At 73.6% G+C, this 18,975-nt stretch carries 16 protein-coding genes and 1 pseudogene; 10 read left to right on the top strand and 7 right to left on the bottom strand.

What is annotated here, in order from left to right:
• Together FRZ03_RS19750 and FRZ03_RS19755 are read left to right on the top strand one after the other, a co-directional pair.
• The coding region (locus FRZ03_RS19750; RefSeq protein WP_146466539.1) for an outer membrane protein assembly factor BamB family protein at positions 1-1,171 on the top strand (1,171 nt) is incomplete at its 5' end.
• A 165-nt stretch (positions 1,172-1,336) separates the two neighbouring features.
• On the top strand, positions 1,337-1,816 hold the full coding sequence (locus FRZ03_RS19755; protein ID WP_146466493.1) for a hypothetical protein: 480 nt from the start codon (positions 1,337-1,339) through the stop codon (positions 1,814-1,816).
• Positions 1,817-1,972: 156 nt separating this feature from the next.
• On the opposite strand, the gene FRZ03_RS19760 is transcribed toward FRZ03_RS19755, so the two are convergent.
• From FRZ03_RS19760 to FRZ03_RS19770, 3 genes are all read right to left on the bottom strand, one after another.
• Positions 1,973-2,191, bottom strand: a complete 219-nt coding sequence (locus tag FRZ03_RS19760; RefSeq protein ID WP_146466494.1) for a hypothetical protein — start codon at positions 2,189-2,191, stop codon at positions 1,973-1,975.
• 246 nt (positions 2,192-2,437) lie between these two features.
• Complete coding sequence (locus tag FRZ03_RS19765; protein ID WP_146466495.1) at positions 2,438-5,404, bottom strand: AfsR/SARP family transcriptional regulator; 2,967 nt, start codon at positions 5,402-5,404, stop codon at positions 2,438-2,440.
• A gap of 313 nt (positions 5,405-5,717) precedes the next feature.
• Positions 5,718-6,113, bottom strand: a complete 396-nt coding sequence (locus FRZ03_RS19770) for a nitroreductase/quinone reductase family protein (RefSeq protein ID WP_146466496.1) — start codon at positions 6,111-6,113, stop codon at positions 5,718-5,720.
• A 545-nt stretch (positions 6,114-6,658) separates the two neighbouring features.
• Here FRZ03_RS19770 and FRZ03_RS19775 point away from each other — a divergent pair.
• Positions 6,659-7,006, top strand: coding sequence for a hypothetical protein (locus tag FRZ03_RS19775; RefSeq protein WP_146466497.1), 348 nt, complete (start codon positions 6,659-6,661; stop codon positions 7,004-7,006).
• On the opposite strand, the gene FRZ03_RS19780 is transcribed toward FRZ03_RS19775, so the two are convergent.
• Positions 6,951-8,492, bottom strand: a complete 1,542-nt coding sequence (locus tag FRZ03_RS19780) for a CehA/McbA family metallohydrolase (protein ID WP_146466498.1) — start codon at positions 8,490-8,492, stop codon at positions 6,951-6,953. The genes FRZ03_RS19775 and FRZ03_RS19780 overlap by 56 nt on opposite strands.
• Positions 8,493-8,574: 82 nt before the next feature.
• Here FRZ03_RS19780 and FRZ03_RS19785 point away from each other — a divergent pair, with 82 nt between their 5' ends.
• The 3 genes from FRZ03_RS19785 (at position 8,575) to FRZ03_RS19795 (ending at position 12,703) form a co-directional block, all read left to right on the top strand.
• Entirely contained in the window at positions 8,575-9,420 is an 846-nt protein-coding gene (locus FRZ03_RS19785; protein ID WP_146466499.1) for an LLM class F420-dependent oxidoreductase, read from the top strand.
• Positions 9,421-9,460: 40 nt separating this feature from the next.
• Entirely contained in the window at positions 9,461-12,046 is a 2,586-nt protein-coding gene (locus FRZ03_RS19790) for a bifunctional FO biosynthesis protein CofGH (RefSeq protein WP_146466500.1), read from the top strand.
• Between the two features lie 90 nt (positions 12,047-12,136).
• Entirely contained in the window at positions 12,137-12,703 is a 567-nt protein-coding gene (locus FRZ03_RS19795) for a hypothetical protein (protein ID WP_146466501.1), read from the top strand.
• Here the strand turns inward: FRZ03_RS19795 and FRZ03_RS19800 are convergent.
• Positions 12,696-13,211, bottom strand: coding sequence for a DUF2165 domain-containing protein (locus FRZ03_RS19800; protein WP_186785511.1), 516 nt, complete (start codon positions 13,209-13,211; stop codon positions 12,696-12,698). The genes FRZ03_RS19795 and FRZ03_RS19800 overlap by 8 nt on opposite strands.
• 304 nt (positions 13,212-13,515) lie before the next feature.
• On the opposite strand from FRZ03_RS19800, the gene FRZ03_RS19805 reads away from it, so the two are divergent.
• The gene (locus tag FRZ03_RS19805) at positions 13,516-14,523 is read left to right on the top strand and encodes a DUF2804 domain-containing protein (protein WP_146466502.1); all 1,008 of its coding nucleotides are present in this window, start codon (positions 13,516-13,518) and stop codon (positions 14,521-14,523) included.
• Positions 14,524-14,673: 150 nt separating this feature from the next.
• On the opposite strand, the gene FRZ03_RS19815 is transcribed toward FRZ03_RS19805, so the two are convergent.
• Complete coding sequence (locus tag FRZ03_RS19815) at positions 14,674-15,699, bottom strand: alpha/beta fold hydrolase (protein ID WP_261399261.1); 1,026 nt, start codon at positions 15,697-15,699, stop codon at positions 14,674-14,676.
• 110 nt (positions 15,700-15,809) lie between these two features.
• Between FRZ03_RS19815 and FRZ03_RS19820 the strand changes: the two genes are divergently transcribed.
• Positions 15,810-16,553, top strand: coding sequence for a TetR/AcrR family transcriptional regulator (locus FRZ03_RS19820; protein WP_146466503.1), 744 nt, complete (start codon positions 15,810-15,812; stop codon positions 16,551-16,553).
• A gap of 181 nt (positions 16,554-16,734) precedes the next feature.
• A pseudogene (locus FRZ03_RS19825) lies at positions 16,735-17,553 on the top strand (ADP-ribosylglycohydrolase family protein); the annotation flags it as partial.
• On the opposite strand, the gene FRZ03_RS19830 reads toward FRZ03_RS19825, so the two are convergent.
• Positions 17,487-18,089 (bottom strand): SigE family RNA polymerase sigma factor, encoded by a 603-nt coding sequence (locus FRZ03_RS19830; RefSeq protein WP_315902652.1) that lies wholly within the window; start codon positions 18,087-18,089, stop codon positions 17,487-17,489. The pseudogene FRZ03_RS19825 and the gene FRZ03_RS19830 overlap by 67 nt on opposite strands.
• Before the next feature lie 351 nt (positions 18,090-18,440).
• Here FRZ03_RS19830 and FRZ03_RS19835 point away from each other — a divergent pair.
• The coding region (locus tag FRZ03_RS19835; RefSeq protein ID WP_146466542.1) for a bifunctional DNA primase/polymerase at positions 18,441-18,975 on the top strand (535 nt) is incomplete at its 3' end.

The raw sequence follows: 18,975 nt of genomic DNA on the forward strand, positions 1-18,975 counted from the left end.
CCCCGCCGTGCCGGCCGCCCCGCCCGGCCACCCGGAGCCGAGCGGCTGGCGCCCCTGGCGGTTCCGGATGTCCAACGACGTCTGGGGCACCCCGTCCGTCGACGGCGACCTCGTCTACGTCACCTCCTTCGAGGTGCACGCGCTCGACGTGGCCACCGGCCGGCGCCGGTTCAAGACCCGGGACGTGGCCTGGTCCATGGCGGTCGCGGACGGCCGGGTGCACGCCTCCGACGGCCCCACCCTGTTCGCGCTGGACGCGCGCGGCGGCACCGATCTGTGGCGGCTGTCCACGGACGCCTGGGTGTACTCGCTCAAGGCCGACCGCGGCACCGTCGTCACCGGCACCCGGGGCGGCGGCGTTCAGGCCTGGGAGGCGGCCACCGGCCAGAAGCTGTGGGAGATCGCCGGCTGCCAGACCGACTTCGAGTCCCCGGAGGCCGGCCCGCTCGTCCACGACGGCACGGTCTACGTCTGGCAGGACGCCCGGCTGCGCGCCCTGGACGCGCGCACCGGCGAGGAACGCTGGTCGTACCCCATCGGCGACGCGGCCTCCTGCGGCGGCGTCCCGGTGCGCCTCGCACCGGCCCCCGACGGCTGCGTCTACGTCGCCGCAGGCAGCCGCGTCCTCGCCGTCGAGGCGGTCAGCGGGATGGTGCGCTGGCACTTCGAGGCCCCGGCGGTCTTCCTCAGCCCGCCCGCCTTCGCCCCCGGCCCGGCCGTCACCGGCGGCGGTGTCTACCTCGCCGACTACCTCGGCACGGTCTACGCCCTCGACGCCACCGACGGCCGCGACCGCTGGCGGATCGCCACCGAGGCCCGCACCTCCGTCGAGCCGGTCCTGGTGGCCGCCGGGCACGTCCACGTCGGCAGCGGCAAGGGCCTCTACACCCTGGACGCGGTCACCGGCACCCCCAAGTGGCGCTTCCAGGCGGGCGGCGACGTGGTGGGCGCCCCGGCGGTGGCGGAGGGCCGGATCCACTTCGGCTCCACCGACCACCTGCTCTACACCCTCAAGGCCGACGACGGCCGGCTGCGCTGGAAGCTGGCGACCGGCGGCGAGATCACCGGCTCCCCGGTGGTCAAGGACGGCGTGGTCTACGCGTGCAGCAAGGACCGCTGCGTGTACGCGCTGGACGCGGAGAAGGGCACGGGGACGGCTCGTACGGCGTGACGGCCGACCGCGTGTGACGGCGGGTCGTGCGACGCCGGGCCGTGCGACGGCCGTCGTACCGGTGTGTCACGGAAGGGCTCCGGACGGCGGCCGTCCCAGGGCCGACGCTACCCGGGGTGCCGGAACCCCGCCACGCGGTGAGGGCCGCCGGATGGGGTGGCCGGCATGCCCGTGCCTTCAAGGACGCGCACGCCGAAGTTCACGGCCGTGGTGGCCTTCGTGGTCCTCGGTCCCACCGGTTTCTCCCGAGGGGGCATGACGGCGGCCACCACTCGGGCGGCGGCGGGGGGTGGGTGCGGCAGTCCGCGCCAGGACCACGACGCTGACCACTTCGGCCATGACGACGATGAGGAGGACTTCGGCGACGACGGCAGCGGCACCGGTGACGACGTGACGCCGACGCCCGACGCGAGCACCGACGCGGTGCGTGGGTACGGCGCGGTGGACCCGACCGACCGCGAGGACACCTTCACGGCGCGGGTGAACTTCGTGGCCGGCGACGATCTCACGATCTCCATCGGCGGCACGGACGTCACGCTCCCCGCGCACGGCACGAAGACCGTGAAGGTCCCGTCCGGCGAGGACGCCGACCTCGACGCGCTCGACCACTGCGAGGCCCAGCCGGACGCCTACCCGGTGGACTGAGGTTCCCCGACCGCACCCGGAACTCCCGTCGCGGGGCGGCGAACAGCGCCGTACTCGTGCTCGCACACACGTCGGCCGCGACGGCTCCCCCTCCGCGCCGCCGCGGCCGATCCCCCTGTGCGGCCCCCCGTCGGGCCGGTCCCCCGTGGTGTGTCGTCAGGCGGGCTCGGACGTGATGTGCACGTTGTCCGGGCTGAAGGGGCCGTCGTTCTCGGCGTCGGTGATGTGCACGTTGCCGGCCGGGGCCATGGTGTTGCCCTTGGTGTCGGTGATGTGCACGTTGCCGGCCGGGACCGCGGTGTTGTCCTTGGCATCCGTGATGTGGACGTTTCCGTCCGGGGCGACGGTGTTCTCGTCCTTCTTGGCGTCGCTCATGGTGCTTCCTCCCCAGTGGTGCTGGACTCGATGTGTGGAGCTCGCCCGGCCGTCCCCCGTTGAAACAACGGCCGGACGAGCTCACTGATCGCCCAACCCTAGATCGGTCCTGCGGGCGATCTCACCGGCGGTCCGCCTGCCCCCCGACGCGACGGATCGACAAAACGAGAGTGCCGTACGGCGATAAACGAACGATGAACGCCCCGGCCGGGCGGCCGCTGGGGACGGCGCCGGCCGGCCCTCGGCTCACGCCACGGTCGTTCCTTCCAGCAGCGACCGGACCGAGTCCGCCTCCGGCGAACCGAGCGACTCGTGGATGGACAGGGCTTCCTGCCAGCACACCCGGGCACGCCCCGACTGCCCTATGCCGTCAAGTGCCCGGCCCAGCACGGTGAGTACGTTGCCTCGCCGCCACTCGCCGCCGATCCCCCGCAGGACGGTCAGCGCGGCTTCGGCGTTGGCCGAGGCCTGGGCTGGGCGCTCGGCCGTGAGATCGAGTTCCGCGAGCCGGAACAGCGTCATGCCCTCCCACAGCCGCTGGCGGCTCTCCCGGAAGACCTCCAGAGCCTCCTGCAGCCGCTCGGCGGCCTCCAGATGACGGCCGTTCTGGGTGAGGGCCATGCCGAGGGCGTAGCGGCCGTTGGCGCTCTTCACGGCATGCCCCAGGGCCTCGTACATGTCGACACCCTGCTGGGCCAGTTCCACCGCGCTCTGGGGCCGGCCGGTCACCACGTGGATGCGGGAGAGGTTGCACAGGACGCTGGCCTCACCGGCCCGGTCCGCACAGTCACGGAAGTCCGCGAGCGCCTGCTTGAGGTGCTTTTCCGCGTCGTCGTACCGGCGCCGGTAAAAGGCCATGGCGCCGCGGATGTTGGCCGCCCAGCAGCGGGCCAGCGGGTCGCTGCAGGAGGCGCCGAGGCGCAGCGACTCCTGCGCCGACTCGTCGGCCTCCGCGAACCGGCCGGACAGCTGGTGCGCGTTGGCCAGGACGACCGACGCCCGCACCTGCGCGGTGCCGTCCCCGCTTGCCCGGGCCGCGTCGCGCAGTGCGAGGGCGGCGGCGTCGTACTCCCGGGAGTTGGCGCCCGACTCGGTCAGGTCGACGGCCGTCCACAGCAGGTCGATGGCGCGCGGCAGGGTGTCCGCCCCCGCGAACTGGCGCACGCACGCCAGCAGCGAGACCGCCTCGGCGTACAGCCAGTCCCGCGCCTGGTGCCGGTCCTGGAAACGCAGACCGGGATATTCGGTCGGCCGCAGATGGTCCACCACCCGGTCCCCGGGCCGCTCCATCGCATACACCTGCGCCGCCGTCGCCAGATAGAAGTCCAGCAGCCGCGACATCGCCGCCCCCCTCCCGCTCGCCGGCTGTTCGTCGCGTTCGGCGCAGGCGCGGGCGTAGAGGCGGACCAGGTCGTGGAAGCGGTAGCGGCCGGGGGCGGCGGATTCCAGGAGGGAGGTGTCGACCAGGGACTCCAGGAGGTCCTCCGTGTCTTCCGGCGGCAGGTCCAGGACGGCGGAGGCGGCCGGCAGGGAGATGTCGGGGCCGTCGGCCAGGCCCAGCAGGCGGAAGGCGCGGGCCTGGGCGGGGTCGAGCTGGCCGTAGCCGAGTTCGAAGGTGGCCTTCACCGCCAGGTCCCCGGCCTGCAGTTCGTCCAGCCGGCGGCGCTCGTCGGCGAGCTTGGCGGCCAGCACGGAGACCGTCCAGGTGCGGCGGGCCGCGAGGCGGGACGCGGCGATGCGGATGGCGAGGGGGAGGAAGCCGCAGGCGGCGACCACGTCGAGGGCGGCCTCCCGCTCGGGCGTCACCCGCTCCGCGCCGACGATGCGGGTGAACAGGGCCAGCGCCTCGTCGGGCGACATGACGTCCAGGTCGACCAGGTGCGCCCCGGCCAGCCCCACCATCCGCGTCCGGGACGTCACGAGGGCCGCGCAGCCCTCCGTGCCGGGCAGCAGCGGGCGCACCTGTGCCGCGTCCTTGGCGTTGTCCAGCAGGACCAGCACGCGGCGGCCGTCCAGCACCGAGCGGTACAGGGCCGCCCGTTCCTCCAGCGAGTCCGGGATCGCGGAGTCCGCCGTGCCCAGCGCGCGCAGGAAGGAGCCGAGGACGGTCTCCGGTTCCGCCGGGCGGTGACCCGCGCCCTGGAGGTCGACGTAGAGCTGGCCGTCCGGGAAGGAGGAGCGGGCCCGGTGGGCCACGTGCACCGCGAGCGTGGTCTTGCCGACCCCGCCGATGCCGGCCATCGCGGAGACCGCCATGACGCTGCCCTCCGTCTCCGTGGCCGACGCCAGCACCGCGCTGAGCTCGTCCACGAAGGCGGCCCGGCCGGTGAAGTCCGGTACGGAGGCGGGCAGCTGGGCCGGGCGCACGGGCGGCGCGGGCGGCTCCGCGACCGGCGCCGAGGGCTCCGCGAGCGCGGGGTCGGCCCGGAGGATGCGCTGCTGGAGCTCGCGCAGCCCGGGGCGCGGGTCCACGCCCAGTTCCTCGGCGAGCAGGCGGCGCGTGTCGGCGTACACCGCCAGTGCCTCGGCCTGCCGGCCGCTGCGGTACAGCGCCAGCATCAGCAGCTCGCGCAGCCGCTCCCGCAGCGGGTGCGCGGCGGTGAGCGCGGTCAGTTCGGAGACCGCCTCCGCGTGGCAGCCCTGCTCCAGGTCCAGGTCCAGGCGGGTCTCCAGCAGACCGAGCCGCCACTCCTCCAGGCGGACGCGCTGCGTCTCCGCGTAGGGGCCGGGCACGCCCGCGAGGGGTTCGCCGTCCCACAGGTCCAGCGCCTCGTTGAGCAGGGCGCGGGCCCGCGCCAGATCGCCGGTGCCGCGCGCCTTCTCCGCCTCCGTGCCGAGGTCCTGCGCCCGTACGAGGTCCAGCGCGCGCTCGCCGAGCCCGCGCACCGCGTAGCCGCCGGACTCGGTGACCAGGACGCCGGAGCCCAGCACCTTGCGCAGCCGGGACGCGTACGTGCGGACCGCCGCCAGTGCCTGGGACGGCGGCTCGGGACCCCACAGCGCGTCGATCAGTTCCGCCGCCGTGGCGGTACGGCCCTCGCGCAGCAGCAGGGCGGCCAGCAGGGCCCGCTGCTGGGGGGAGCCCGTGTTCAGGGCTTCCTCACCGCGCCAGGCCCGCACCGGACCGAGCACGCCGAACCTCAGCGCCGCCGGCTCCGCGCCTGTCGCGGAGCCGGGTCGCCGCTGCTCGGGTACTCGCGGCCGACCGTCCATGCGTTCGCCCCCTCGGCATCACAGACAACCCCGCCAGTTTGCCTTGTTCCGGGTGGTTGCGTCAGCCGTGGGAGACGCCGATCACAGACCGCCGCACGGCAGTCCACAAACCTCTCACACCCTCTTCGCGCGCGCGTGACCTTCCGCAAGGGCTGACGGACCGTCAGTTCATCGCTTCCGTGGGCGTCGTGGCGGACTGTGGCGCGATCCGAGCGCCCTGCCTGAGGGGCCGTCGGCTGTCGGGGTCTGCGATGGCCGGTGCGACAGCCGGCCGGCGCAGGCGCTGATGCGTCGTCAGGCAGTGCCGGGGTGATCAGTCCTCCAGGTCCACCCGGACCGTCAGCAGATCCGTCCCGAACGCCCGCACCGCCGCGCTGTTGAAACGGGGCAGCGAACGCAGTCGGGCCCGGGGATCGTCGTCGGGCAGCAGATGGGCGACGCCCCGGTGCCACCGTCCGCCGACGCGCACCCGGACCCGGGGGTCGGCCTGGATGTTGCGGACGTACTGCGACGCGAACCCGTACTCGGAGACCAGCCAGAACGCCCCGCCGACCCGCCGCCCCCCGACCGGTGTCCGCCGGGGCCGCCCGGAGACCCGCCCGGTGGTCTCCAGCAGCGTCTGGAACGGCAGCCGCCGGTTGACCGGATTGGCGACGTACCGCTGGAAACGGGTGACGAGACGCTGCTTGCGTCCCGCGGTTCCTGGCATCCGCGTCCCCTCCTCCTGTCCCCGGCGGTCGTTCCGGCGGGGCTGGTGTGTCGGCCCCGTGCGAGGCCCGTGGTGCTGCGACGGCGGCCCGGTGGGCCCGACGACGGCCCGACTGGCGGGTGGCCGCCGCGGGTCAGCCTCCCCCGCGATCAGGGTCTTCGCAACGGGGGAGCGGGATGGGCGCGTCTTCGGACGGCCACCCGGTCGGATCCGGCATGTCCGGGCGGGCGCGCTGGACGACGCGGGCGACGAGGCCGGGCGCCTCCACCGGGCCGTCCAGCCCACCCTGTGTCGCACCCAGGACGCCCTCGGCGGGCCCGAGGCCGCCGCGGCGTTCGCCGCGTTCGCCGCGCGGCCCGGCCGGACGAAGCCGCCACGCCGGACTCCGCGCCGCACGAACTGGCGGGCGAGGTACGGCCGGCCAAGCGGGCCTACCACGGCGGCGACCGCACGGCGGCGGAGCGCGCCGCGAGCGTGACCATCGGCCGCCCGTCGGCCCTGACGGGCTACTGGTCCACCGGGACCAGGCCGACAAGGCCGGTGACGTGCACGACCGGGCGGACGAGGTGGCCGGGAAGGGCCTGCCCGGGGTCTGGGTCGGCGACACCGGCGTCCTCGCCTCCGACGCGGTGGCCGCCGTGGCCCGCGACGCGATGCGGATGGCCGAGGCGTTCCGGGGCGGCGCCAAGGCGCTGCACGCGCTGCCCGAGCCGCTGCCGGACACCGGGGCGGCCCGCCGCCTGGTGCGCGAGTGGCCGGCCGGGGCCGCGGGGACCGCGACCGGCCCGGAGGCCGAGTCCTGGGCCGGTCGCCGGCCGGCCGCGGTCGCGGAGATCGTCAGCCTGCGGCGGGCCGTCCGCCGGCCGCTTCGCCCAGGAAGATCGGATTCGTGAAGGCCGCCAACGCCCCCGGCACCGGGCCGAGCGCCGTCTCGTGGCGCACCTCGGCGCGCACATAGGCCGCGTAGGCGGGCGTGGTGCGCCACTCCACCGAGCCCGTGCCGGACACCGGCAGGGGATCGCTGGTGAAGAGGGTGCCCTGGTCGGTGACGAGGCGCAGCGAGCAGCGGGGGGCGCCGGAGACGTCGAGGCGGACGGTGACCGGGGTGTCGGCGGCCATCGGCAGGCGCTCGCCGAGGCCGGCTCGCAGGCCCCGGCCGCCCGTCGCCGTGAGGGAGACGGTGACGTGCCGGGACTCGGCCACGTAGGAGCGGCCCGCGCGGATGCCCTCCTGGACGGCCTCGCAGGTCAGGTCGTCGGCGAGGACGACCGTCTGGGGCAGGCCGACCGAGTCCGGGTCGCGGTGCGCGTCGCTGTTGCCCATCGCCGGGAGCCAGTCCCGTCCCGTCCGCACCGACGCGACCAGCAGGTTGTCCCACTCCGCGAGCGTCACCTCGTCGTCCGGGGTGTACGGGCCGTTCCACACCTCCACGGCGTCCGCCTCGGCGAAGCCGAACTTCCAGCCGCAGCCGACGCAGGTGGCGTGCGGGTGCGCGGGCACCACCAGGCCGCCGGCGCGGCGGATGTCGCGGGCGAAGCGGGCCCAGCGGTTGTCCCGGGCCCGGTAGCGCCAGTCCACGAACGTGCCGGGTTCGGTGCCGAGCGCCAGCACATGGCCGTTGCGGGTGGTGATCTCCTCGCCGAGCATGATCAGCAGGTCGTCGCCCGCCTGGTCCGCCCAGTGCGGGTGGGCCGAGTGGGTATTGTGGTCCGAGGAGTTGATGAAGTCCAGGCCCGCGGCCCGCGCGAGGGCCGCGATCTCGGCCGGGGTCCGGCGGCCGTCGGAGTACCAGGAGTGCAGGTGGCAGTCGCCCCGGTACCAGTCCCGGCCCCGGCCCCTCGCCCGGGCGGGCGGGTAGACCGGCCGGGGGGTCGTGCCCGGCTCGCCGTAGGTCAGTGTGATCGTCAGCTCGTACGACAGCCCCTGCGGTGCCACCGTGTAGGGGCCCAGCGCGATGTGCCAGGTGCCCTCGCGCACCGGGCCGGGCAGGTAGCCGGGGGTCGCGTCGTCGGCCCGCACGAAGAACTCCGTGCGGGCGCCGCCCGACCAGCCCCGAAAGCCCCGGCCGCCCAGCTCGGTGCCGTGCTGGTCGAAGAGGCCGATGTCGAGCGCGTTGCCCGGGGTGCCGGCCGGGACCGAGGGTCTGTCGTAGGTGTAGGAGACCTTGAACTCCCATACCCCGGAGGGCACTTCCACCGGCACGTACACATAGTCGGGGGAGCCGGGCGGCAGGGTGCCGCGTACCGTCCGGGTCTCCTGGCGCCCGCCGTCCGCCGCTGCGAAGCTCACGGGTCCCAACGTAAGGGCGGCGGCGGCGCCCGTCACGAACAACGCGCGCCTGCCGAGCCCCCGGACCTGATCGTGCGTGTCGTCACACATGGCGCCCATTCTCCGGTCCACTGGTGAACTCCGCCGGAAAACAAGGGGGTTGGCGGCGGTCCCGGCTCGGTACGGATGGGACATGCGCATCTCCGTCACGATCTTCCTCACCGACGAGACCGTCACCCCGGTCCGCCTCGCCCGCGAACTGGAAGAGCGCGGGTTCGCCGGTCTCTACCTCCCCGAGCACACCCACATCCCCGTGGAGCGCACCACCCCCAACCCCGCCGGCGGTGAGCTGCCGCGCGCCTACGGCCGTACCCTCGATCCCTTCGTCGCGCTCGCCCAGGCCGCCGCCGTCACCGAGCGGCTCGGCCTCGGCACCGGGGTCACCCTCCTCGCCCAGCACGACCCGATCGCGCTGGCCAAGCGGATCGCCACCCTGGACCACCTGTCCGGCGGCCGTTTCACCCTCGGCCTCGGTCACGGCTGGAACGTGGAGGAGGCGGCGGACCACGGCGTCGAGTGGCGCACCCGCAGGGAGCTGGTCCGCGACCGGCTGGCGCTGATGCGGGCGCTGTGGGAGCCGGAGCCGGCGGCGTACCAGGGGGCGTACGGGAGCGTGCGCGCCAGCTTCGCCCATCCCAAGCCCGTCCAGGGGCCGCGCGGACCGGTCACCGGCCCGCGCACGCTCCTCGGCGGTGCTCCTTCGGCCACGGTCTTCGCGCAACTCGCCGAGTACGCCGACGGCTGGCTGCCCATCGGCGGCCGGGGCCTGGCCGAGGCCCTGCCGCGGCTGCGCGCCGTCTGGGCCGAGGCGGGCCGCGACCCGGCCGCCCTCCAGGTCGTGCCCTACGCCGTCCTGCCCACCGCCGGCAAGCTGGACCGGTTCGCCGGGCTCGGCGTCCGGGAGGTGGTGGCGCAACTGCCGTCGGCGGGAGAGCGGGAGGTGCTGCGGACGCTGGACGAGTACGCGAGCTTCCTGTAGTCGCGATCACCGGTGATCACCGCGAACGTATCGTGGAGATATGACGACTTCCGCGACCTCCGGAACCGGCCCCACCGAGAACTCCATGCGTCGCGCCCTCAAACGCGCCCGGGACGGCGTCGCCCTCGACGTCGCCGAGGCGGCGGTGCTGCTCCAGGCGCGCGGCGAGGCGCTGACCGACCTCGCCGCGTCCGCCGCCCGGGTGCGCGACGCGGGGCTCGAACAGGCGGGCCGGCCCGGTGTCATCACGTACTCGAAGAGCGTCTTCATCCCTCTCACCCGGCTGTGCCGGGACAAGTGCCACTACTGCACCTTCGTCACCGTCCCCGGCAAGCTGCGCCGCGCCGGGCACGGCATGTTCATGTCCCCGGACGAGGTGCTGGACATCGCCCGCAAGGGCGCGGCCCTCGGCTGCAAGGAAGCCCTGATCACCCTCGGCGACAAGCCCGAGGACCGCTGGCCGGAGGCGCGCGAGTGGCTGGACGCGCACGGCTACGACGACACCATCGCCTACGTCCGCGCCATCTCCATCCGCATCCTGGAGGAGACGGGCCTGCTGCCCCACCTCAACCCGGGCGTCATGAGCTGGACCGACTTCCAGCGGCTGAAGCCGGTCGCGCCGAGCATGGGCATGATGCTGGAGACCACCGCGACGCGCCTGTGGTCCGAGCCCGGCGGCCCGCACCACGGCTCCCCGGACAAGGAACCGGCCGTACGGCTGCGGGTGCTGGAGGACGCGGGGCGCTCCTCGGTGCCCTTCACCTCCGGGCTGCTGATCGGCATCGGGGAGACGTACGAGGAGCGCGCCGAGTCCCTCTTCGCACTGCGCAAGGTCTCCCGCGCCTACCACGGCATCCAGGAGCTGATCATCCAGAACTTCCGCGCCAAGCCGGACACGGCGATGCGCGGCATGCCGGACGCCGAACTGGACGAGTTGGTCGCCACGGTGGCCGTCGCCCGGCACATCATGGGCCCCGCCGCCTGTCTGCAGGCCCCGCCGAACCTGGTGGACAGCGAGTACGAGCGGCTGATCGGCGCCGGCATCGACGACTGGGGCGGGGTCTCCCCGCTGACCATCGACCACGTCAACCCCGAGCGCCCCTGGCCGCAGATCGAGGAACTGGCCGAGCGCTCCCGCGCGGCCGGCTTCGAACTGCGTGAACGTCTCTGCGTCTACCCGGAGTTCGTCCGGCGCGGCGAGCCCTGGCTGGACCCGCGGCTGCGCCCGCACGTCGCCGCGCTGGCCGACCCGGAGACCGGCCTCGCCCGTCCCGGCGCGCTGCCCGCCGGGCTGCCGTGGCAGGAACCGGAGGACACCTTCACGCCCACCGGCCGTACCGACCTGCACCGCACCATCGACACCGAGGGCCGGACGACCGACCGCCGCGCGGACTACGACGAGGTGTACGGCGACTGGGAGGCGCTGCGCGAGGCGGCGGCCCCGGGCATGGCGCCGGAGCGCATCGACACCGACGTACGGCAGGCGCTGCGCACGGCCGCCGACGACCCGACCCGGCTGACCGACCCCGAGGCCCTGGCCCTGCTGCACGCGGACGGGCCGGCGCTGGACGCGCTGTGCCGGGTCGCCGACGACGTGCGGAAGTCGGCGGTCGGCGACGACGTGACGTACATCGTCACCCGCAACATCAACTTCACCAACGTCTGCTACACCGGCTGCCGCTTCTGCGCCTTCGCCCAGCGCCGCACCGACGCCGACGCCTACACCCTGTCCCTGGCGCAGGTGGCCGACCGCGCCCAGCAGGCGTGGGAGGTCGGCGCGGTCGAGGTGTGCATGCAGGGCGGCATCCACCCGGACCTGCCCGGCACGGCGTACTTCGACATCGCGAAGGCCGTCAAGGAGCGCGTCCCCGGCATGCACGTGCACGCCTTCTCGCCGATGGAGGTCGTGAACGGCGCCACCCGCACCGGCATGTCCATCCGGGAGTGGCTGACGGCGGCCAAGGAGGCGGGCCTGGACACCATCCCCGGCACCGCCGCCGAGATCCTGGACGACGAGGTCCGCTGGGTCCTCACCAAGGGCAAGCTGCCGACGGCCACCTGGATCGAGGTCGTCAAGACCGCCCACGAACTGGGCATCCGCTCCTCCTCCACGATGATGTACGGCCATGTCGACCAGCCCCGGCACTGGCTCGGCCACCTGCGCACCCTGGCCGGCATCCAGCGGGAGACCGGTGGTTTCACCGAGTTCGTCACCCTGCCCTTCATCCACACCAACGCGCCGGTCTACCTGGCCGGCATCGCCCGTCCCGGCCCGACCACCCGCGACAACCGGGCGGTCACGGCGATGGCCCGCCTCCTGCTGCACCCCTGGATCCCCAACATCCAGACAAGCTGGGTCAAACTGGGCACCGAGGGGGCGGCGGAGATGCTCCGCTCCGGCGCCAACGACCTGGGCGGCACCCTGATGGAGGAGACGATCTCGCGGATGGCGGGCTCGTCGTACGGCTCGTACAAGTCGGTCCGCGATCTGGTGGCCGTGGCCGAGGCGGCGGGCCGCCCGGCGAAGCCCCGCGACACGGTCTACGGCGAGGTGCCCGAGGAGCGCCGGCGCGCGGCGGCGGCCTCCGACGGCCACCTCCCGGACCTGCTCCCGGTGCTCGACTGAGCTGCCGGTGCTCGGCCGGGGGCGGACTGAGTACGATGATCCGACCCCCGGTCCGAGTGGGGGGACCCATAGCGGAGGAGATGCGTACCCGTGGCTGCCCGACTGCCCTCCTGGGCCTGGGTCACCGGTCTGACGGTGGGGGCGACCGTGGCCGTCGTCACGCTCGCCGTACAGGCTGACCACGGGCCGCACCCCACGGCCGCGACCGTGAAGCCGAGCGCCACCGCGTCGGCGAGCACCCACGGCTCGGCGAAGCCGAAACCGCCCGCGAGGCCGCCGGCGCTGCCGGACGAGTCGGGGCAGGGCCGCCGGATCGTGTACTCGCTCGCCGAGAAGCGGGTGTGGCTGGTCGACGCGACCGGCAAGGCGGGCCGCAGCTTCGAGGTGTGGCCGGGCACGGTGAACCCCGAGCCCGGCCGCTACTCGATCACGCTGCGCACCCAGTCCCTCAAGGGCTCGGACGGCGTCCAGATCGAGCACGTCATGTACTTCACCAAGGCGGAGGGCGTGAACGTCGCCTTCTCCAACGCCCTGGACGGCGCCTCGCCGCCCCCCGCCAACGGCCAGAAGCTGGGCGGCATCCGCATGCACAAGGAGGACGGCGCCGCCCTGTGGGCCTTCGGGGATCAGGGCACGAGCGTCGTGGTGGTCAAGTAGTCGGGGAGTCCTTGCCCGCCGGCAGATGGTTGACGATCAACGCCACCCCGCTGAGCAGGAAGACGCGGGTGGCGGAATCCTCCCCGTTCCAGGCCTTCGCCTGCCACATCGCGAACCACTCGCCGCCGATCGCGATGAACCCGGCGCCGAAGAGCAGCAGCAGCATCAGCAGCCCGTACGTCGAAATGCGCCGCGCGAACGCGTCGTCGCGCCGTGCCGCCCACAGGTACGTCCCCCAGATCAGGACCAGCGCGGCCACCGTCTCCCACGCGATGATCAGAACGTACGCGGTGTCCTGGAGCGCGCTGCTGGTGATCGCGCGCCACATCAGATCGTGGTCCTTGAACGTCGAATCCATCGCCAGCACATGCCGCACGAACTGCTGGTTCGTCCCGAAGTCCGTGATGTTGCCGAACGCGACGAGGGTGATGTAGAGCGCGAGTATCCCGGTGAGCACACCGGCGGCCAGTCCGAGACCGGAGTGCCGGTTGTTGTCAGTGGTGATCATGGCTGGATTCTCCCCGACGAACTCGGCCTGCTCCTATACGCATTGAGCCAGAATGGGGCCGGCCCCGGGGCAAGGGCGGGGGTGAGGAGGGCACCGGCCCGCCCGTCGACGCGGGAGCCGGAAATCGTCGGGGACGAGGGTGAGCGGGACCCGGCACCTGTCATCGCGGAAGTCCGCGCGATCCGCGAGGCAGCCGAGGCGGGGCGGCTCGCAGCCGAGCCGGCAGCCCGAGTCGGCACGGCCACCGTCCGTGGGATCGCCGAACGCGTTGACCCCTGACCACGCCCTCGGCAGACTACCCGCCATGCCCACCCACCACCGTCTGGTCGAGGACGGTGTCCGCCGCTGGGGACGCCTGCCGGACCGGCCCGTCGTCGCCGATCCGCTCGGCGCGTACACGGGTCTCACCCGCCGTCTGAGGCGTCTGCGCCTCAAGGAATGGGTCGGCTTCACGCTGCTGCATCCCGAGTGGTACTCCTCCCTGATCATCCAGGACGCGCACTACCTCGCCGGCTCCGAGATCTACGCCTACGACCGGGCGGGCGGCGTGCTCCACCAGCACGCGGCCAACGCGCCCGGCGGCAGCCCCGCGCTCCCCGCCGAACTCCTGGACGGCGCCTGCCGGTTCGAGCGGGACGGCTACCGGATCGCCTGCACGTTCCACGCGGCGTCCGGGCGGCACCGGATCGAGGTGGACATCGCCGCGACACCGACGTCCCCGGCCGTCCGCGGCGACCTCGAACTCGACGCCGGGGCGGCCACCGCCCCGCTCTCGGTGAGTTCCCGGCTGCCGGGCGGCAGCATGTACACCCACAAGGCCGCGTTCCCCGCCCGCGGCGTAATGCGCGTCGGGGACGCCGAGATCCTCTTCGACCCGGCCCGCGACCTGGCGGTACTCGACGAGCACCGCTCACTGCTGCCGTACCGGACCCGATGGCTCTGGGGCACCTTCGCCACCCCGGCCGGCACCGGCCCGGTCGGGGCCAACTTCGCTGCCCGGCCGGAACTGCCCGGCGAGCCCGAGGAGTCCTGCCTGTGGACACCGGGCCGCTGCGAGCCCCTGAGCGACGTGGAGTTCGCGCCCGCGTCCACCGACCCCTCGGCCACCTGGCACATCGCCTCCCGGGACGGCCGCCTCGACGTCGTCTTCCAGCCGGAAGGCCGCAAGCGGGTGAAGCACAACCTGGGCCTCTTCGCGATCGACTACTTCCAGCTCTTCGGCCACTACCACGGAGTGCTGCGCGGAGCCGACGGCGACATCGAGATCAAGGACGTGCACGGCGTCTGCGAGAGCATGAGGGCCCGCTTGTAAGGCGCGGTCCGGCGGCGTCACCCCTTGGTCGCACGGGGGTCCACCCGGTAGACGATCTTCCCTTCGTACTCGGCGAAACCGAGAGACCTGTAGAAGGCCCGCGCCCCCGGGTCAAGGCCATGTCCCCCGTCGTGGTGATCCGGCCTGATCTCACCCCTTCGCCGCCGACCCCGTCACCACCGGCCGCACCCTCGTCAGGAGCAGGTCGAGGAAGTGGTCCGGGTGGCGGAAGGAGGCGAAGTGGGCGGCGTCGGGGATGAGGGCGAAGTCCTTGACCGGGGCGGTGAGGGCGTCGTGGAAGCGGCGGGCCGGGGCCGGTGGGGTGAGGACGTCGTCGGCACCCTGGAAGAGGAAGACGGGCAGGTCGAACGCGGTGCCCTCGGCGTATTCGTCCAACGACATGGCCTGGGGGCCCAGTTGCTCGGAGAAGGTCATGCCCTTCAGGTAGGCGCGCAGGTCGCGCAGGGTGTGGAGCGGGGAGAACCAGAGGGAGCGGATGACGACCGTCTTCATGGTGTCGTAGGTCAGCGGGTCGGTCGTGACCACGGTCTTGGCGTAGCGGGACCACTCCTCGGGGGACCAGGCGGTGCGGTCCGGGCCGAGCGCGGTGAGCCGGGACAGCTGCTTGTGCTTGCCCGCCCCGCGCAGACGGGTGAGCAGGGCGTCGTAGGCGGAGCTGTCCCGGCCGCCCGCGATGATGTTCTGGTCCGTGCCGACGTACGCCGAGTAGCGCTCGGGGTGGTCCCGGGCCAGGCGGAGGCCGGTGACCGTGCCGAAGCTGTTGGCGAGCAGCAGCACCTTCGGCACACCGAGGCGGGCGCGGATGTGGTCGGTGAGTTCCAGGGCGTCCGCGTAGAGACGGGACAGGGTCAACTCGCCCTGGCCTGAAGGGCCGTGGGCCGAGAAGGTCTTGCCGGCGCCGCGCATGTCCCAGCGGACGATCGTGAAGTGGCGTTCCCAGGCGCGGGTGCGCGGGATGTGGATCAGGTTGGAGGCGCCGGGGCCGCCGTGGATCTCCAGGATCACCGGGTTGGACCGGTCCTCGCCGCGGATCGAGACCCACTGGTCGATGCCGCCGATGGGCACGAAGGAGGATTCGTCGATGCCGTGCGCGGTGGTGATGCGCAGGGTCTTGGCGAGAGCGCGGCGCCTGAGGGCGCGATAGGTCAGCAGCACAGTGTTCCCCCTAAACTGTTTATGCCGTCAGCTGTTGCGGCCGGTTTACGGTATATACAGTTGGCGGGCGGGGTCAACCGCCCTGGCGGGCAAGGGATTCGGAGGGTTTCGTGGTCGTACGGAGCAAGGAGCAGCCGGACGGGGAGCGCGATCCCCGGTTGACGCTCGCGCTGCTGTGGGGCGAGCAGGAGCAGCCCACCCGCGGGCCGAAGCCGAAGCTGAGCCCGCGGCGCATCGCCGCCGCCGCGGCCGAACTGGCGGACCGCGAGGGGCTGGACGCCGTCTCCATGAGCAGGGTCGCCGCCGGGTTCGGCGTCTCCGCCATGGCCCTGTACCGGTACGTTCCCGGCAAGACCGAACTGGTCGAGCTGATGGTGGAGTCGGTGCTGGGGGAGGGGCCCGACCTGTCGGGGGTCCGGGAGGGGGACTGGCGGGCCGGCGTCCGGGAGTGGACCCGCCAGTGCGCGCGCGTCTACGCCGCCCACCCCTGGCTGCTCACCGCCACCGCCATGCGCCGCCGGCTCCTCGGCCCCGGCCAACTGGGCTGGCTGGACGCGGCACTCGCCGTACTGGAGCCGACCGGGCTCGACGGCGTCCGGCGGCACCACACGTTCCTGCTGCTGATCGGGCTCGTGCGCAACGTCGCGCAGCAGCGCAGCGACTACGAGGCGGAGCAGGACGCCGAGTGGGACCGCCTCTCCGCCGACCTCCTCGCCCGCCACGCCGACCGGTTCCCGGCCCTCACCAAGGTGATCGCCGAGGGCGCGTTCCAGCCGGACGGCATCGACCCGCTCGAATTCGGGCTCGATCGGATTCTGGACGGGGTCGAAGCGGTCATCGACGGGCGTGAATGAGCCGTGAGGGTCGCTTCGAGGCGCTGAACGGGCCGTAGCCGGTCGATTAGAGTGCGACCGTCGTACGGGCGGACGGTGCCGGAGGAGGGTCTGGGTGGCGACGACGACCGGTGCCGTCTGGGGCCGTGCCGAGCAGCAGGACTTCCGCAGCCGGGTGCGCGGCACCCTGCTGGGCGCCGCGGTGGGCGACGCGCTGGGCGGGCCCGTCGACACGCTCACGCTGGAGGAGATCCGCGCCGCGCACGGCCCCGAGGGCCTGCTCGACCTCACCGTGGGGCACGGCCGGCGCGGCACGGTCACCCACCACACCCAGCTGACCCTGTTCACCGTGGACGGACTGATCCGGGCCCAGGTGCGCCGGGACACCGGCGCCTGGCACCCGCCGACCGATCTGCACCGCGCGTATCTGCGCTGGGCCGCCACCCAGCGGGACTGGGGTCCCGACGAGCGCCGCGAGGAGGACGGCTGGCTGGCGCGCGAGGAGTGGTTGTACGCCCGCCGGGGGCCGACCCGGCCGCTGCTCATCGGCTTCGGCGACGAGAAGATGGGCACGCTGGAGCGGCCCAAGAACCCCGGTGAGCGGGGGCCGGAGGCCGTGGCCCGGTCGGCGCCCTTCGGGCTGCTGGTCGGCTGGGAGCCCCAGCTCGTCGTCCAGCTCGCCGTGGAGTGCGCGGCGCAGACCCACGGCCACCCCGTCGCCTGCCTGTCGGCGGGCGCGTACGCGGTGATCGTGCACGGCCTCGCCCGCGGCGAGAGTCTGGACGGCGCCGTCCAGCAGGCCCTCGCCCTGCTCGCCGTCCGCCCCGGTCACCAGCCGGTCTCCGAGGCCCTCCAGCACGCGCTCGGCATGGTGCGGCAGGGGATGCCGAACCCGGCGCGGGTGGCGGAACTGATGGGCGAGGGCACCGCCGACGGACTGCTCGCGGCCGCCGTCTACTGCGCCCTGGTCGGCGAGGACGTACGGCACGGCCTGTGCCTCGCGGTCAACCAGAGCGGCCCCTCCGCCGCGGCCGGCGCCCTCACCGGCGGCCTCCTCGGCGCCCTCCACGGCGAGACCGCCGACTTCACCGTACCGACCGAGACCCCGAGCACCTCGGCGGTCTGGACCTCGCTGAGGTCCTCGTAGTACCTGAGGACGACCATGGCCCGCTGCCGCGCCGGCAGCTTCATGATCGCCCGCCACATCGCGTCGTGCAGCGCCTGCCGTTCGGCCGGGTCGTCGCCGGGCACCGGCTCCGGCTCGGGCAGTTCGTCGCAGCAGAACTCGTCCACCCGGCGCTTGCGCCACTGCGAGGTCCGGGTGTTCAGCAGCGCGCGGCGCACATAGCCGTCCAGTGCCCGCTGGTTCTCGATCCGCTCCCAGGCCGCGTAGGTCTTGGCGAGCGCGGTCTGCAGCAGGTCCTCGGCATCGCTGGGGTTCGCGGTCAGCGAGCGCGCGGTGCGCAGCAGAACGGGCCTGCGGGCCCGCACGTACGACGTGAACGTCGGGTACGCCGGGGCCGCCGCCGAGGCGCTGGTGCAGACGGGTGTGGTCATGGCTCCACGCTATGAGCGGTCCGTACACGGACGGATCGGCCGCAAGTGCCGAAGCGGGGTCCGCCTCAGGTTGTAGGGGTGGGGATGGCTCCACCTCCTCTGGGTGGAGCAGGGGTCCGACCCGTCTGCGGGTCGACCCTGAGAAACGATCCCGGTCCGGGCCGCCGGGCCGGTCGCCCGCGGCCGTCAACAGGCCCGACGCGGGCACCCGGTGGCGGCCGCCACCTCGTCCGTTCCGTCCACCCGCCTCTCCGACATTCCTGACCGGCCGTCGGACACCGAGGGCCGTCACGGTCCGGGCCCGCCGCCCACCCACTTCCCTTTTTCGAACGTACGTACGACCATAAGAGCATGGCCACCATCGACCGGCAGGCCACGACCCTGGCCCTCGCCCACGCGCTGTCCGCCGCCGAACACGGCCTGGCCGTCCTCCCCCTCTCCCGCACGAAGCTCCCGGCGCTGCGTTCCCCCCACCACGGCGACCGCGGCCCCGTCTGCCACGGCGCGTGCGGCCGGCTCGGCCACGGGGTGTACGACGCCTCCAGTGATCCGCCGCGCGTCCGCGAGATGTTCGCCGCCGCACCCTGGGCCACCGGCTACGGCATCGCCTGCGGGCTGCCCCCGTACCACCTGATCGGCGTCGATCTGGACACCAAGTCCGGCGCGGACGCCCCGGCCGCCCTGCGCGAACTGGGCCTGCGCCATCTGTTCACCGTCCCGCGGACGGTCGTCGTACTCACCCCGAGCGGCGGCCGGCACCTGTGGCTGACCGGACCCCCGGACGTCGTCGTACCGAACTCGGCGGGCCGGCTCGCGCCCGGCATCGACATCCGCGGCGCCGGCGGCTACCTCGTGGGCCCCGGCTCCCGCACCGACCACGGCGTCT

This window comes from Streptomyces misionensis, from assembly GCF_007896895.1.
Lineage (GTDB): Bacteria > Actinomycetota > Actinomycetes > Streptomycetales > Streptomycetaceae > Streptomyces > Streptomyces misionensis_A.

Coding starts and splice junctions, on each gene's coding strand:
- FRZ03_RS19755 (WP_146466493.1), top strand. CDS start 1,337: ATGCCCGTGCCTTCAAGGACGCGCACGCCGAAGTTCACGGCCGTGGTG.
- FRZ03_RS19760 (WP_146466494.1), bottom strand. CDS start 2,191: ATGAGCGACGCCAAGAAGGACGAGAACACCGTCGCCCCGGACGGAAAC.
- FRZ03_RS19765 (WP_146466495.1), bottom strand. CDS start 5,404: ATGGACGGTCGGCCGCGAGTACCCGAGCAGCGGCGACCCGGCTCCGCG.
- FRZ03_RS19770 (WP_146466496.1), bottom strand. CDS start 6,113: ATGCCAGGAACCGCGGGACGCAAGCAGCGTCTCGTCACCCGTTTCCAG.
- FRZ03_RS19780 (WP_146466498.1), bottom strand. CDS start 8,492: ATGTGTGACGACACGCACGATCAGGTCCGGGGGCTCGGCAGGCGCGCG.
- FRZ03_RS19785 (WP_146466499.1), top strand. CDS start 8,575: ATGCGCATCTCCGTCACGATCTTCCTCACCGACGAGACCGTCACCCCG.
- FRZ03_RS19790 (WP_146466500.1), top strand. CDS start 9,461: ATGACGACTTCCGCGACCTCCGGAACCGGCCCCACCGAGAACTCCATG.
- FRZ03_RS19800 (WP_186785511.1), bottom strand. CDS start 13,211: ATGATCACCACTGACAACAACCGGCACTCCGGTCTCGGACTGGCCGCC.
- FRZ03_RS19805 (WP_146466502.1), top strand. CDS start 13,516: ATGCCCACCCACCACCGTCTGGTCGAGGACGGTGTCCGCCGCTGGGGA.
- FRZ03_RS19830 (WP_315902652.1), bottom strand. CDS start 18,089: ATGACCACACCCGTCTGCACCAGCGCCTCGGCGGCGGCCCCGGCGTAC.